Here is a 14,996-nt window from a genome sequence, read left to right as displayed (position 1 = left end):
ATCTACTTCGGTGCTCAAGAACGCGCGGGCGTCGAAATTTGGGGGTAACCGAGCTTTGTGAAAATCGCCGTACAAGTAAAATGGGCTCGGATATTACCTCCGAGCCCATTGCGAATTGTAGGTTACCGCAATCGCGAGACCGCTCTTGGCCCGTCTGCGACTGTGGCGGTTACGGTAGACCCACGATTTGGGCGACCATAGATTTTCTTGTCATTAGAAAACGGTCAATCAATTTTCCGGATCGTACCAGATCGGCGAAGTATAAGCGCGATCTATGACTTCCATTTCAGTACCCTCAGGCATCTCAATACCAAAGAACTTGGCATCATATGCCGTCCACCTAGGCTTTGGGATTTCCAGAACCCGGGCGTAATACATGGCCCGCTGGCTCGCATCGAACTCTGGATCAACCCAATGCGCCGCCAACACAGCATCTCCGATATCGTTCGTATAGCTGGCCTCTACCACGTTGACGGTATTGCCGACGTCACCATCGCACGAGCCATCTACGATCTGCCGATCATCAGCGCAGGCAATATCCCAGATTTTCTCTCTTTGCTCGCCATTTGCGTCGACCCAGCCTTTCACGATTTGGATTCGGTCCAGATTGGCACCATCAGGATCGCGCAGTGCGCGGACCAAAAAGCTTGGCGCGTCGGCTGCTTCTGGAGCTGGCCGCAAATCGGCGCCCATCGGCACGCCGCGGCCATACCCTTGCTCAGCAAAATCCGGGAGCAGCACTTCTTCGGCCTCGAAATCCCACCCGCCGAAGACACGAACGCGAATCCTAGAACCCGTTGTCGCAAACACCTCTTTCCGAAGCATCGCATCAAAAAGAGCTTCGCGCGTATTTTCAATAGCCCACACACCGGCAAGACCGGCCGCAGACAGATCCGTGGCCAAAACACTTAGGGACGGATCGGTTTGAGCCTCAATAAGTACGTCTTCGTAACGGTGCTCGGATGGTTCGACGATATGCGCCTTTCCGAACCAGTTGTCTTCCCGCGTCGTGGGCAGAGCTGTGTGGTTGTCAGTCGATCCGACCATCCCAAACTTGAACGGATTGGTACCAAGCTGGTTCTCGTACTCTAATCCGCGTATCAACGCAGGGCGTGCGTACTCGCGCGGCAGCATATCTGGGGTTTTTGCTTCCGAGCCTGAGATATTGCCGGCGTCAAGCAGTTCTTGTCCTGCAAAAGCGTCGTCTGGTGACAGCAGCGGGTGTGCTTCGCCCGTGCCTTTGGCTTGGGTCATTTCGTACAGCGGTTCCCACCTCATGCGCCGTTTTGCGTAGTCTGCTGTCAACTCACCACCTGAAAGGGTGATGTCATCAAACATAAATCCGTTCGACAGGTTTCCGTTATGTGGAATGGCAAGCACGGATCCGCCGGTATTGTCTTCGTACGCCTGCAGATAGTCCCATAGCGCTTCGGGGTCTTCACTGTCGTAAGCAGAAAACGGGACGACGCTCATCGCGCGATCCTTGTCATCGCGGAAGATTACCACGCGGTGCAGGTTGTTCCCGCTCGGTTGCGAAGTCCATTCAAAGCCAATGAACGCGGTGAACACCCCGGGTTCGTTGAAATGGTCTGCGTTGGTGGTCGCTGTATCCCAGGCCAGGCGCTGCATTTTAATACTTCCGATACCGTCAACTCCTTCGCCGGTGAGGCGTAGCCAGTCTATGAACGCATCATATCCATTCCCAGATTTGACGAGTTCGTACCATTCGCGACCTTTTTCTGTTTCCTGAACAACCGGTGAATCCTGCCGAATGAACTCTGCGAGCCCGAAATTTTCTGCATGGTCCGCGAGTACAATGAAGTCGAGCGGACGGTGCAGTTTCACCGGGTAACCGAGATGGCTCGTGACCTGCTCACCTCGAGAAAACCGATACGCATCTTGGGGACTCAAAGTCGCTCCCGCCATACCAGCGTCTGTTGACCATGAAGAATGCAGGTGGGTGTCGCCAAAATAAACGTTCTGCGGAAACTCCTGCCCTACAAAAGGAGAGTAGGATTGCTTTATTCCAGTATCGGGCCCGGACGGGGGGCGTAAATCCTGCGCGGCAGCGGTCGAAGCTGCAATTAGCAATGCAATTGGCGTAAACCTTTTAATCATGTTGGACATCCCGTTTCTCCTGTTTTCGAAAGCAAACCACCAAACAGGCCGGTTTTGACACCTTAATCCGCCGAAGCCGCCATACCGCCAAACGCCTCAGGCTTACGTTTGGTTCCCAAATGAAATATCTGTTGTGACTGCGGCAACCGTCAAGTTTTTTTCAAAGTCGCCACGAAGATCTGCATCGAGCCAAAATGAATGCGCAGCGCAAGCAGCGTACCAGCGCTAAACGCCAAATGTTGAACCAACCATTACAAGAAACAGGCTTTGTCCGGCCATCCGGTGGGTTCCAAGGAAATCCGCTTCATTTTATTTGACAGGATACGACTTTCGCATGCAGGTTTTCAGCTATTGGAACGAATGAAAGCTGCCGGATGTCGGTACGATGCAAAAGACTGGATATGGGGCGACGGGCAACCGGATGCGACCTCGTCGTATAAACGGGTAAAAGTCATTTGTCGTTGAGGCAGTTGAACGTCCGGGTTTCCGGGCACTTTTCAGATTTCTTTTCTCCGGTACAATTTAATGCACAGCACGAATGGTTGTCGCCTTGCCGTCGATATTGGTGGAACCTTTACCGACACGGTTCTTGTGAATGGGCAAGGCCGTATCGTTGCCACGACCAAGACGCCGACGACCCCTGAAAACCCCGCGCTAGGCGCATTGGCGGGGGCCCGGCGGGTGGTCACGCAGGCGGATGTTGCGTGGTCGCAGATCGACGGCTTTATCCATGGGACCACACTTGCGACAAACGCTCTGATCGAGCGTCGCGGTGCAGTGGTGGCAACCGTAACAACCGAGGGCTTTCGCGACATCCTTGAGATTGCCTATGAGCGACGGTTCAGCCAGTTTGACATCAATCTGGTAAAACCTGACCTGATCGTGCCGCGTGCGCGTGCGTTCACCATCGGGGGGCGCATGAACGCCCGAGGTGAAGAGCTAAAGCCACTCGATGAGAGCGCCGTGGCTCGGCTTGTACGGCAAATTACGGACTGTGCCGCTGATGCAATAGCGATTTGCCTGATGCACGCCTATGCGAACCCGGCTCACGAACTCAGATTGCGCGACTTGCTGCAAGGTTTGCTGCCCGATCTTGTGATCTCCCTCTCTCACGAAGTGAGCCCTGAGGCACGCGAGTTCGACCGGCTTTCGACCACAATTGCCAACGCCTATATCCAGCCGCAGATGGCCAGCTATCTATTGGATTTTCAGGCGCGGTTCACGCAGGAAGGCCTGACATGCCCGATCCTGATGATGACAGCGGGTGGTGGCATGACCACTATGGAAACCGCCGTACGGCTGCCTGTGCGGCTGGTGGAATCGGGCCCGGCAGGTGGTGCCATTCTCGCGGCTCGGATCGCTGCGGAAACCGGTGAAACGGAGGTTCTGAGCTTCGATATGGGCGGGACCACGGCCAAGCTATGTCTGATCGACAATTTCCGTCCTCAAAGCGCGCGCAAGTTCGAGATTGCACGGGCCGCTCGGTTCATCAAAGGCTCTGGCATGCCCGTGCGTATCCCGGTGATCGAAATGATCGAGATTGGCGCGGGGGGCGGCTCGGTTGCGCAAGTGGATCGGTTGGGGCGTTTGCAAGTCGGTCCAGAAAGCGCAGGATCAGAACCCGGTCCCGCGGCCTTTTCCAAAGGCGGGACCGACCCGACGGTTACCGATGCTGATGTGATGCAGGGTTTGATTGCACCTGACCGCTTTGCCGAAGGGCGGCTTGCAATCGACATGGGCGCCGCGGAAACCGCTCTTGTGCGCGGTGTCGGTCAGTCTTTGGGTGTGGATGCTGCAACAGCGGCCCGAGGGATCAGCGAAATCGTAGACGAAAACATGGCAGCCGCTGGAAGGATGCACGCTGTTGAATCAGGCAAGGATCTTGGCGCGCGGCTCATGATCGCTTTCGGTGGCAATGGTCCGCTGCACGCGACACGGGTTGCGCGGCGTGCGCAAGTAAAACGCATCCTGATCCCGCGCGATCCAGGTGTCGGGTCGGCTGTCGGGTTCCTCTTTGCTCCGGTTTCCTTCGAGATTATCCGCTCACGCTATGCCACGCTGGACGCACTGGATTTGGCGGGGCTGAACGACTTCTTTGAAAGTATGATCGAAGAGGCACAGGCGGTCGTGCGGACAGGCGCACCTGAAGCCCCGCTTGTGCGACGGCGCATGGCCTTCATGCGATATCATGGGCAAGGTCATGAAATTGAGGTCACGTTACCTGACAGGACGCTCGAAGACCGCGACATCGCAGATCTGCGCCGGCGTTTTGAAGATGCCTATCGTGGCCAGTTCAGCCGTGCAGTACCCGGAATGACCATCGAGATACTGAACTGGGCGCTGGAGGTGTCGTCCGAGCCGCGGGCATTGGAGAAATCCACCCCTCCGACACAGCGCAAACCGGCAAAACCGTCCGGACAGCGTCGCATCCTGTGCGATGTTACTGGCGACTGGTGTATGGCGGATATCCATGACCGCGCAGCGTTAAGCCCCGGTGATCATCTGCAAGGTCCGGCCCTGATCATCGAGCCGCAAACCACCACTTATGTCAGCGCCGATTTCGGCGCCAGCGTCGACGGCAGCGGCAATATCTGGCTCATCCTGAATGAAGGGGTAAAATAATGACGGTAACTGACACCAGATTTCAGGTTATGTGGAACCGGCTTCTCGCCGTTGTCGAGGAGCAAGGTCAGGCTCTGGTCCGCGCTGCTTTTTCGCCGATTGTGCGCGAATGCGGTGATATCTCAGCCGGTATATTCGACGTTCAGGGCCGGATGCTGACCCAAGCCGTAACGGGCACGCCAGGTCATATCAACACCATGGCCGAAGCGGTGAAAACGCTTCGCGCCCGCTTTGAGCTTCAGGACATGAAGCCAGGTGATATCTATTTGACGAACGATCCGTGGATTGCCTCAGGGCATTTGAACGACTTCCTTTTGATGATGCCGGTATTTCACAAAGACCGTGTGGTCGGCTTCACCTCTTGCACGTCCCATTTGGTTGATCTGGGGGGCCTTGGCATGGGGCCAGAAGGCACGGATATTTATGACGAAGGGCTTTTGATCCCGCCTTGCAAGCTTGTCGATGGCGGCGCGTTGAATACTTTTCTGATGGAGATCGTCAAGGCCAACTCGCGCGAGCCCATAGCCAATGAAGGGGATATCTACGCGCTGATCGCCTGCTGCGAAGCCGGCGCGGAACGATTGTCGGGCATGATGGCGGAGTTTGGCATCGACCACCTCGACGCGCTGGCCGACTACATCATCGACACCTCTTATCGCGGTACGATTGATGCGATTGCGGACCTGCCCAAAGGCACATGGCGGAATGTCATGAAAGTCGATGGATACGAGCGTGAGATTGAACTACATGCGGCACTGACGATTGCCGATGATTATATCTTGCTGGATTTTGACGGCACGTCCGCGCTCTCAAGCAAGGGCATCAATGTGCCGCTCAATTATGCCACTGCGTATTCGGTGTTTGCGCTGCGCTGCATTATCGGCCCCGACATTCCCAACAATGCCGGATCGCTCGCGCCCTTCCGTGTGACAGGGCCAAGCGACTGTATTCTGAACGCGCAGCCCCCTGCCCCGGTGGCCATGCGTCATACGCTAGGGCAGATGACACCCGATCTGGTCTATGGATGCCTGACCCAGATCCTGCCCGATCAGGTACCGGCTGAGGGCGCGTCGTGCATGTATGACCTGCCGATACGCCATGCACCCGAAGCGGTGTCGAAAGGAGATACCGAATTCGCGCTGGAACTGGTGTTCAGCGGTGGCACCGGCGCGCGACCGGGTCTGGATGGGTTGTCTGCCACGGCCTTTCCCTCAGGGGTTTGGGGATCACAAGTAGAGACCACCGAAGCCGTAGCGCCGGTGCTCATTACGCGGCGCGAGCTTAAACCGGATAGCGGCGGCGCAGGGCGAAAGCGTGGCGGGCTGGGCCAGCATATCGAGATGCGGTCCCTAAATCGCAAGGACTTTATGTTGTTTTTGTCGGTGGAGCGAATTTTGAACCCCGCGCGCGGACGATATGGCGGACTTACCGGCGCACCCGGACGTATGCGCATCGGCCACGAAGGTCCTGACCTTCCGGGCAAAGGTGAGTTTCGGGTGCCAGGTGGCGAAACCTTGATATTCGAGACGCCGGGCGGCGGAGGCTTTGGCCCCCCGAAGGAGCGCAGCGAGAACGACATTCAGCGTGATCTGGATGAAGGTTTGATCAGCGACGAGGCCGCGTGTGACACATACGGATTTTCGCGATGATAAAAGCCGTTCCCCATATTGCCACCATGTCGCCCTATGCGCTGGCTGAATTGAAAGCTCCTAGCGGCAAGCGCCTCATTTCTCTATCCCAAAATGAAAGCCTGCGCCCGCCAAGCCCCATGGCGGTGGATGCCGCGGCCAAAGCGCTCCACAACGGGCACCTGTACCCGGATCCTGACTGGTGCGACCTGCGGTCGAACTTGTCGGCGCTTCACCGCATTCCGGCAGAGCAAATCCTGTGCGGTAACGGCTCGATGGAACTGATTGCCTGCCTGACGCTGGCTTTCGCAGCGGAAGGGGCTGGAGTATTGGCACCAGCCCATGCCTATCCGTTTTTTAAGACGGCGGCGCGCGTCGCCCGTGCACGGTTTGATACGGCACCTGAAACGACCGCGGGCGTTTCAGTGGATGCGATGCTTGATGCTTTGCGCCCTGACACGCGCCTTGTCTTTATTGCCAACCCGGGCAATCCAACCGGCACGCGCATACCGCGCGATGAGTTACTTCGTTTACGAAACGGCCTCCCCGACCATGTCCTGCTGGTGATCGACGAAGCCTATGGCGAATTCGCCGACCATCTTGGCGAACAAATGTTTGATCTGGTCGGTCGCGGTGACACTGTAATCCTACGCACCTTCTCGAAGGCCTATGGGTTGGCTGGTCTACGGATTGGATGGGGGCTTGTCCCATCTGCCATTGGCGCTGAAATACGCAAGGTCATGAACCCCAACAACATCTCAGCCGCCGCGCAGGCCGCAGCCGCAGCAGCGGTTTGCGATGCGGACTACATGCAGGAAACCTGCATGATGACGGCGCAGTCACGGGATGGTTTTATCACTCGCCTGCGCGATGCGGGATTTTTGGTGCCTGAAAGCTTTACCAATTTTGCCCTTGTTCGGTTTGACAGCGCTGAGACGGCTCACGCGGTTGATGCGTGGCTCAGATCCGATGGTGTGATCGCCCGCCCGCAAGGCGGCGCTGGATTGCCAGACTGCCTGCGCATTACCGTTGGAACGGCAGATGAGCTTGACCGGGCAGCCGGTCTGATGGAACGCTGGGCACAGAGAGAAGTAACATGACGCTATCACGCGGAAGAGCCCGTTTGGGCATTCTGGTACCTTTCACCAATACTAACCTTGAACCGGACATGTCGCTCCTTTGTCCCGATGGTGTGTCGCTGCATTTTGCGCGCATGGGGGGATATGATCAGGACGAAATTCCCGATGCCAGCCAGATGCGCGGGCTGGGCGCGGCTAATCTGGATGAGCCGTTGCACCTATTGCAAGGGGTGAAACCTGACGTGATCCTTTATGGCTGTACGTCAGCGACGCTTACCCACGGCTTGAATTTCGACCGTCAGCTTGCTGACCAAATCAAGGCAAGCAGCGGCGCGGCAACCGTGACAGCGGCTGGTGCGCTCGTCCATGCTCTGAAAACTCTGGGCGTTGAACGCATAGGATTCGCCTCGCCTTATGTCCCCGCGATCAACGACATGGCGGTCGATTTCCTGGCCAAAGCAGGTATTGAAACAATAGCACGTTCAGAGCTTGATACGGCGCTGGACAATTACGGACAGGGCGCACTCGACCCGCAGGCCGTTTATGATCTGGGCCTTAGGGCCAACCATGTTGAGGCGCAGGCTCTGGTTTTGTCATGCACCGACATGCGAAGCGTCGAAATCATCGCAGCGTTGGAAGAGGTCGTTGGCAAACCGGTCATCACTTCGAACCAGGCAATGATTTTTCAGGCGCTCCAATTCGCGGGAATAGGCGACAGGCTTGCGGGCTTCGGGCAATTGCTCGAAAGAAACCGGTTATGAGGTCCGCAGACCTTGCCGATCGCGTTCTTTCAACTCGGCCTCATCCAGACGACGCTCAGTTTATGGCGGCAATGCTGCTGATCGGCACGGCCCTTGCCGAACAAAAGTTTGATGCTGCTATCGATTCATTGGTAGCCACACGGAAAGCCGCGGGGAATGCTAATATGCAGTTGAACATGTGCGATCGAATACACTGCGCAGCACTTCGCTTCAAAAAGCCGGCGGAACTGAACGATACTGGGATGTGGAAAATATATGACTGAGACCCCTCGCATCATATTGCACAATGAAGACACCACATCCCTCAGTCTTCAGTTGCGAACGGCGTTCCCGTTGGCTGATTTTACGGAATGCAACAGCTACGAGGCCCTGCCCGCTCTCATCGAAAGCTACAAACCGGAGGTGGTTTATTCTGTACGTTTCGCGGGGACAGACGGATTTCCGCGCGACGCCCTGTTTGGCCCAGGCGGCCCGCGCTGGGTTGCCAACGGCGGCGCAGGTACGGACCACTTTGTGAAATGGGATCCGCAAAAAACAACCGTTACCAACGCGGCCGGTGTAGCAGCAGAAATGATGGCGGAATACGTTCTGGGCGGATTTTTACACTTCACGCTAGATGTGCCGGGTTTGCAAAAAGACAAGTCCGCGCGCGTTTGGCGCGCGCGGACTGTAGCGCCACTCGCGGGAAAAACCCTTCTGATTGTGGGGCTCGGCCACACAGGCAGGGCAGTTGCGAAACGCGCGAAAGCCTTCGGTATGACTGTTCTTGGCACGCGCGCAAGACCAAGGGACATGACGGATGTTGACGAAGTCCGTGCCTCCGATGATCTGGCGGACCTCCTCCCGCTGGCAGATTTTATCTCGATCTCGACGCCTCTGATACCTGCGACACGCAGCCTGATAGGAAAGGATGAAATCGCAGCGATGAAACCCGGCGTTATCCTGGCGGATGTTTCACGAGGCGGTGTGGTAGACCAGTCTGCAATGTATGAAGCATTGCTGGCAAAACATATCGCGGGGGCTGCTTTAGACGTGTTTGAAACCGAACCCTTGCCCGAGAGCAGCCCGCTGTGGGGGCTCGATAACGTGATCATCTCGCCGCATTGCTCGTCCGTCTATGCGGAATGGGAATCAGCCTCGTTCGCGTTGTTCCTGCAAAACCTGAAGCGCTGGATACTCGGCGAGGATCTCATCAACGTTGTGAACCCGGACCGCGGTTATTGATAAATTAGGCAGACTGGATCGCGGCATCTGGTGCTTAGCGCAGCGATACCCAAATCACCGTGAGCCTTCCAACCTGCTTGTAAACCGCGTCACATCGACCGGCAGCGCAGTACTGTTCGGGCATTTTTACAAATTCGTGACGGAGCTTTTGCCCAGATTTTACAATTTGCTGGCATCGCACGAGGAATGAATCCTTGGGGGAATACCAGAATGTACTTGAGAATGACCGCTATGACCTCTGTCATGGCATTCGCCGCAGCGACTGCGCACGCTGACGCCTTCAACCGTGTCGCAAGCTTTCCAACATTTTTGAACAACGCAGATGCCGCGTCACAAAGCTCAGCGGAAATCATCAGCGCCACCGTAGATGGCATGACGCTTGTGTATTCCGACAGCCCGCTGGAAGTGATCGGCTTGATTGACATCACCGACCCTGCCAACCCTGCGCCCAAGGGCAATATTGCTGTGGGTGGCGAGCCTACAGCCGTCTCTATTATCGGCAACTCAGCATTTGTCGGTGTAAATACCTCCGAAAGCTACACCGCACCATCCGGCATGGTCAAAGCTTTCGATCTCGGCTCGATGGAAGAAACAGCCGCGTGTGATCTGGGCGGCCAGCCTGACTCTACAGCGGCGGCACCAGATGGGTCGTTCATCGCGGTTGCAATCGAAAACGAGCGTGACGAAGACCTTGGCGACGGTCGGACTGGCCAGCTTCCCGGCGGGTTCCTTGTGACCGTCGACGTGGTCGACGGTACTCTGGATTGTGACACGGTAAACGTGATCGACGTCACGGGTCTTGCGGAAATTTCCCCAGAAGACCCTGAGCCGGAGTTCGTTGACATCAACGAAGAAGGCGAGATCGTGGTAACTTTGCAGGAAAACAATCACATGGTTGTCGCCAACAAAGACGGCGTAATCAGCCACTTTTCTGCCGGGGCGGTCGACCTTGAAAACATCGACGCGACCGACGAACGCGCGGCGCTGCTTTTCAACGAAAACCAAACGGGTCGCCTGCGCGAGCCGGACGCGGTTCAGTGGATTGATAACGACCACTTTGCTATCGCCAATGAAGGCGACATGGACGGAGGCGCGCGAGGCTGGACGATTTTCAATCAGGACGGCACCGAAGTCTATGAAAGCGGCACTGCCTTTGAATATGCCATCGTCGAAGCGGGCCATTACCCTGACAAGCGCTCCGACTCCAAAGGCGTTGAGCCGGAGGGTATGGAATTTGGCGTCTTTAACGGTACGCCCATGGCTTTCATACTTGCTGAGCGTTCTTCCATTGTGGGCGTCTACGATTTGACCGACCCGACGGCGCCTGTACTGGCGCAACTGCTGCCATCGGGCGTTGGCCCGGAAGGCGCGGTCGCAATCCCTGATCGGAACTTGTTTGTCACCGCCAACGAAGTTGATTTCATCGAAGACGGCGGCGTGCGGTCCCACGTCATGATCTATGAACTGACCGACGCAGAGCCCGCGTACCCTCAGCTCACTTCGGCAGGCGCTGAAGAATTGATCGGTTGGGGCGCGATTTCTGGCATGTCGGTAGGCGAAGGCTCGACCATATATGCGGTAAACGACAGCTTCTACGGGTATCAGCCAACGATTTTCACCATAAACACGGCAACAACACCCGCGACCATCACGGACGCAACAGTCGTGACGCGTCGCGGTTATCCGGCGCAAAAGCTGGACATGGAAGGCATCCACTTTGACGGCGAAGGTTTCTGGATTGCCTCGGAAGGTCGCACCGACCGAATGATCCCGCATGGAATCTACTATGTCGAAGCCGATGGTAGCATTGATGCTGAAATTCCCTTGCCGGCGGAATTGCTGGCGGTGGAGCGTCGCTTTGGGTTTGAGGGCATCACCAAGGTTGGTGATACTCTTTGGATGGCCGTGCAACGTGAATGGAAAGACGATCCAAAGAACCACGTAAAACTGGTGGCCTATAACATCGAAACAGAGGAATGGGGCGCTGTTCACTACCCAAAAGCCGAGCCAGCCACGGGTTGGGTCGGCCTGTCAGAGATCGTGGCACACGGTGACTATGTCTATGTCATCGAGCGTGACAACCAGATCGGCGGTGCGGCCAAGACCAAGAAGATCTATCGCATCCCCGCCGTCGAAATGGTGCCTGCGCCTTTGGGCGGTGATCTGCCGGTCGTGAGTAAGGAAGAGGTCCGTGATCTGATCCCCGACTTACTGGCCCTCAATGGCTATGTCGTGGACAAGATCGAAGGTCTGGCCATTTTCGAAGACGGCACGGCATGGATCAGCACAGACAACGATGGCGTCGATGACAGCTCTGGCGAGACTTACTTCTGGTCTCCGGGTAAGTTCTAGGGCCGTACGAATTCAAAGTGGAAAACGCCGGGGCCTGCGCCTCGGCGTTTTTCTTTGGAGGAGATGATATGCGGCGCGTGACAATTCTCTGGTAACGTTCGATGCGATTTGCATCTCCCTTCGCAGGTTGGGCCCAGCGCTTTGTAGTGCAAGGGCGGCTGACACAGTGAAATCGGAACTTTGGTTCGCAGAACCATCGGCGATCATTTACCCAATTTGGATGTTCAAACGGTTTGCAACTGAACAAGCCGTCCAGAGAATTGTCGCGTTTCGGACATCAGTTCCGATGGTGTTCAGTTTTTTCTGCGCCGTATTGAAATGATACATTCCGCGTGTTGCGGGTGAAGCGCTGGAAGGTCTCTGCCCAGCATGTCGATTGATCCAACATGACGCAAAGCCCCCGACACAGAAACCCGCCGGTCATTCAGGTTCCTGCGCTGTCCGTGACCGCTGGCCACGCAGCGCCAAGGTTGCCCACCATCTGCGGCATCAAACTGTGGCAGATCGTGTTGCTCCTGCCGTCCGGGCGTTGCGGTCACATGTTTCTTCGCCAAGGCGGGACTCGTCGATGTTTGAGAGTGCGTGGTCGTTCCGCCGGTGGCCTTGGGTTTTTTCGCGCTTGGGCGGGGCTTGGGGCGTGGCATAAGTAACGGTGTCGCTTGCGGGTTTGCCGGTGGCACTGCCTGCGGTGTCTGTTGTGGGATTTGTTGCGGGATCGCCTGTGGAGTCGCTTGAGGCTGCAACGAAGGAATAAGGTAAGGTGTCCCTTGGGGCTGTTTGGATGGAACCGCCATGGGGATTTGTTGTGGGATTGCTTGCGGCACCGGGGTTGGAACCGCACCGGTCCCCGTGAAGCTGGGTTGAGCTACGGGCTGGACAACGATTTTCGCGGGAACCTTGCCGTAACCGACCACAGTTTGCTGCGGGTTCGGCTGGATGATCACAGTCGGCAAGCCAAACCCCGTGAATGATGGCGTCGGCTGGGGCGTGACTGTTGGAACTGGTGAAAAGCCCGTCAGAGTTTGCGGCGGCAATGGCTGCAAAACGATTGCGGGCTTCCCTACTCCGGTAAACGTCGGCCCGGGCTGTCCGACGATTGGGGGGACTTGTCCCGTACCCGTTATGGTTTGGCCAGGTTGCGGCGTCACCACGATTACCTGAGCGGGTAACCCGACCGGCGTTTGGGGCGTTCCGGGGCCGGTTGTCGGCTTTTGTGTGGCAACAGGAACTGTGGATGGTGTTTGGCTGGGCGCGGTCACACTGCCGGAAGAGCCACACTGCGACCCCCCATGTGGATTTCCCACACCGTTGCACCACCCGTAGTGATTGCCTCTTGCCGTCGCCGGTGCAGCAACCAAAGCTGCCATAACGGTGAGTATTGATGCAGTGATTGCTTTTTTCATGGAATTCACCAGCTTTTCGAAAGTGCAAGATAGAATGCGGGGTCGCCCGAGTCCGTGTCGGGGCCGGAGGTGGTTGGCACTGCCAGATAGCTTTGCACAAAGAACCCGCGATCAAACTCAAGATCAATTCCTACACCAATGGACGAAAGGAACTCGTCGTCGGTTTCCGAGGCAGAGGGATCATTGTTGCTGATGTATCCCACGTCTACAAAACCGAACAATCTGACCCGCCTGAGGTTTTGGGCTTGAGGAAAGAAGTCCCGCCCGGCCTGAAAAGCCGCTGACACACCGGAATCCCCTTGGACCTCGGCGAAAGCAAAACCGCGTTCGTCATCAATTCCACCAAGGTAAAACTCCTCAATCCCCGGCAGTCGATCATTTGTGTATTGGCCCCAGAATTCTGCCCGAAAACTGGAGTTTTCACCGAACCAAGATACTGGCTGCTGATAGCCAGCTCCTGCACGCAGATGCCAGAAGTCCTCGTCGCCATCGTCAAACCCGTCAGCATCGCTTGTCCGCGAACCGAAAGAGAGGTTGGTTGCATACTCAAACGCACCGCCGTTTTGCAGCGCGCGTCCATAAATCCATGACACCCCCACAACGTTCACGGTACTTTCGAAATCCGTACTCATGCCATCAACGTCGCTGTCTGAACTGGACCGTCTGGCTTCGATCAAGCCGTAGCCATAGGTGTCCACGCTCCGCACGAAAGGGTGGCCAAGAGCGATTATAGCCGTGTTTCCATCAAGGTCTGTCTGGCTTAGTGTCCCACTCGCATCGCGATCACCGACGGCATTCCCCAGATACACTTCACCGTATGTGCCCGCAGCGCCGACCGGTGCGCGGTAAATGACCGAGCCATACAGGTCGTTTTCTCCACCATCAAAGGCGGAAGTTCCAGACAGTTCGAAACGGAATAAATCGCCAGGTGTCAAAAGGCTTGCAAATTCCTGGCTAAAAGTCAGCGTCGCAGCGTCTCCAAACTCTCGTGCTGGATTGTCCAGCGTCACATATCCGAAACTGTTGTCCTGCTGCTCTGCAACAACACGGACATGGGCGGTGTCCTGACCATCAGGGTAGTAAATCTCGGCAGAGGCCGCGATGGATTGAATATCCTCCGTCAGCATGACGGCCCGCTCAAATTCTGCAAGCGTCACTCCCAGTTTGCCAATCACAGGTGCAAAATAGCCCCGAATGAGCGCTGCGGTACGCTCGTTTACTCCCTCTATCGACAGGCTGCCGATCTCACCTTCATCGAGAAGAATTGTGCGGCCATCCGGTGCGACCCGTGCTTGTGCCAGAAAGTAACCGTCCTCTCGATAGATAGTTTCAATCGTGCGCGCGATTCCTTCGGCGGTCACAGCGCCTGTGCGTTGCAACTCAACCTGCGCCGCAAAGCTGAGAATTTCTTCGGCGTTGTATGCGCCGGCGCCTTGCAATTCGAAACTGGCGGGTTGTGCGTCAGACTGCACAGCGGCGCCCAAATACACTATTGCGGCGACCAAGATGCAGCTAACCGCTTTTCTTCCCGCCGAAGGCGATGCAACGAATTTTTGCACGACTCAACCTCAAGTTTATTTTTGCAGACCATTATATCTTGGAATGGTCGTCTCAATATCCTTCCAAACACTTAACTCAGGATTGTGGTGTAAATTCGTCACTGCGTTCACTTTCGACCTCATCGCTATTGGGCAAATCAAATCACCGTTCGCGATCAGAAAGAGACACATCAATCCGGCGCTGGTTTCTTGCAAATTAACTGGTTTTGCGGCACGCGTTTAGGAAGGGTTGAAATTGGCAAAGAAAGCC

Annotated in this window: 10 protein-coding genes; 7 read left to right on the top strand and 3 right to left on the bottom strand. The window is 56.3% G+C overall.

Going from position 1 to position 14,996, the window contains the following annotated elements:
• Positions 1-228: 228 nt before the first annotated feature.
• Entirely contained in the window at positions 229-2,127 is a 1,899-nt protein-coding gene (locus tag AC2D8V_RS03765; RefSeq protein ID WP_484732176.1) for a DUF3604 domain-containing protein, read from the bottom strand.
• Positions 2,128-2,643: 516 nt separating this feature from the next.
• Between AC2D8V_RS03765 and AC2D8V_RS03760 the strand changes: the two genes are divergently transcribed.
• From AC2D8V_RS03760 to AC2D8V_RS03730, 7 genes are all read left to right on the top strand, one after another.
• On the top strand, positions 2,644-4,740 hold the full coding sequence (locus tag AC2D8V_RS03760; protein WP_484732175.1) for a hydantoinase/oxoprolinase family protein: 2,097 nt from the start codon (positions 2,644-2,646) through the stop codon (positions 4,738-4,740).
• Positions 4,740-6,389, top strand: a complete 1,650-nt coding sequence (locus AC2D8V_RS03755; RefSeq protein ID WP_484732174.1) for a hydantoinase B/oxoprolinase family protein — start codon at positions 4,740-4,742, stop codon at positions 6,387-6,389. The genes AC2D8V_RS03760 and AC2D8V_RS03755 overlap by 1 nt, the downstream gene beginning before the upstream one ends.
• The gene (locus AC2D8V_RS03750; protein ID WP_484732173.1) at positions 6,386-7,468 is read left to right on the top strand and encodes a pyridoxal phosphate-dependent aminotransferase; all 1,083 of its coding nucleotides are present in this window, start codon (positions 6,386-6,388) and stop codon (positions 7,466-7,468) included. The genes AC2D8V_RS03755 and AC2D8V_RS03750 overlap by 4 nt, the downstream gene beginning before the upstream one ends.
• Positions 7,469-7,536: 68 nt before the next feature.
• Complete coding sequence (locus AC2D8V_RS03745) at positions 7,537-8,208, top strand: maleate cis-trans isomerase family protein (protein ID WP_484732172.1); 672 nt, start codon at positions 7,537-7,539, stop codon at positions 8,206-8,208.
• 62 nt (positions 8,209-8,270) lie between these two features.
• Entirely contained in the window at positions 8,271-8,471 is a 201-nt protein-coding gene (locus tag AC2D8V_RS03740; RefSeq protein ID WP_484732171.1) for a hypothetical protein, read from the top strand.
• On the top strand, positions 8,464-9,432 hold the full coding sequence (locus tag AC2D8V_RS03735) for a D-2-hydroxyacid dehydrogenase (protein ID WP_484732170.1): 969 nt from the start codon (positions 8,464-8,466) through the stop codon (positions 9,430-9,432). Before AC2D8V_RS03740 ends, AC2D8V_RS03735 begins: the two co-directional genes overlap by 8 nt.
• Before the next feature lie 210 nt (positions 9,433-9,642).
• The gene (locus tag AC2D8V_RS03730; protein WP_484732169.1) at positions 9,643-11,784 is read left to right on the top strand and encodes an esterase-like activity of phytase family protein; all 2,142 of its coding nucleotides are present in this window, start codon (positions 9,643-9,645) and stop codon (positions 11,782-11,784) included.
• Between the two features lie 293 nt (positions 11,785-12,077).
• Here the strand turns inward: AC2D8V_RS03730 and AC2D8V_RS03725 are convergent, their stop codons facing one another.
• Positions 12,078-13,187, bottom strand: a complete 1,110-nt coding sequence (locus AC2D8V_RS03725) for a hypothetical protein (protein WP_484732168.1) — start codon at positions 13,185-13,187, stop codon at positions 12,078-12,080.
• Positions 13,188-13,192: 5 nt separating this feature from the next.
• Entirely contained in the window at positions 13,193-14,659 is a 1,467-nt protein-coding gene (locus AC2D8V_RS03720; RefSeq protein ID WP_484732167.1) for a ShlB/FhaC/HecB family hemolysin secretion/activation protein, read from the bottom strand.
• Between the last annotated feature and the right edge of the window lie 337 nt (positions 14,660-14,996).

It is taken from the genome of Roseobacter sp. YIN89, from assembly GCF_057219365.1.
The sequence above is the reverse complement of the archived record's forward strand: the minus strand, read 5'-3'. Positions and strand labels throughout refer to the sequence as shown.

Coding starts and splice junctions, on each gene's coding strand:
- AC2D8V_RS03750 (WP_484732173.1), top strand. CDS start 6,386: ATGATAAAAGCCGTTCCCCATATTGCCACCATGTCGCCCTATGCGCTG.
- AC2D8V_RS03755 (WP_484732174.1), top strand. CDS start 4,740: ATGACGGTAACTGACACCAGATTTCAGGTTATGTGGAACCGGCTTCTC.
- AC2D8V_RS03765 (WP_484732176.1), bottom strand. CDS start 2,127: ATGTCCAACATGATTAAAAGGTTTACGCCAATTGCATTGCTAATTGCA.
- AC2D8V_RS03730 (WP_484732169.1), top strand. CDS start 9,643: ATGTACTTGAGAATGACCGCTATGACCTCTGTCATGGCATTCGCCGCA.
- AC2D8V_RS03760 (WP_484732175.1), top strand. CDS start 2,644: ATGCACAGCACGAATGGTTGTCGCCTTGCCGTCGATATTGGTGGAACC.
- AC2D8V_RS03725 (WP_484732168.1), bottom strand. CDS start 13,187: ATGAAAAAAGCAATCACTGCATCAATACTCACCGTTATGGCAGCTTTG.
- AC2D8V_RS03745 (WP_484732172.1), top strand. CDS start 7,537: ATGTCGCTCCTTTGTCCCGATGGTGTGTCGCTGCATTTTGCGCGCATG.
- AC2D8V_RS03735 (WP_484732170.1), top strand. CDS start 8,464: ATGACTGAGACCCCTCGCATCATATTGCACAATGAAGACACCACATCC.
- AC2D8V_RS03740 (WP_484732171.1), top strand. CDS start 8,271: ATGGCGGCAATGCTGCTGATCGGCACGGCCCTTGCCGAACAAAAGTTT.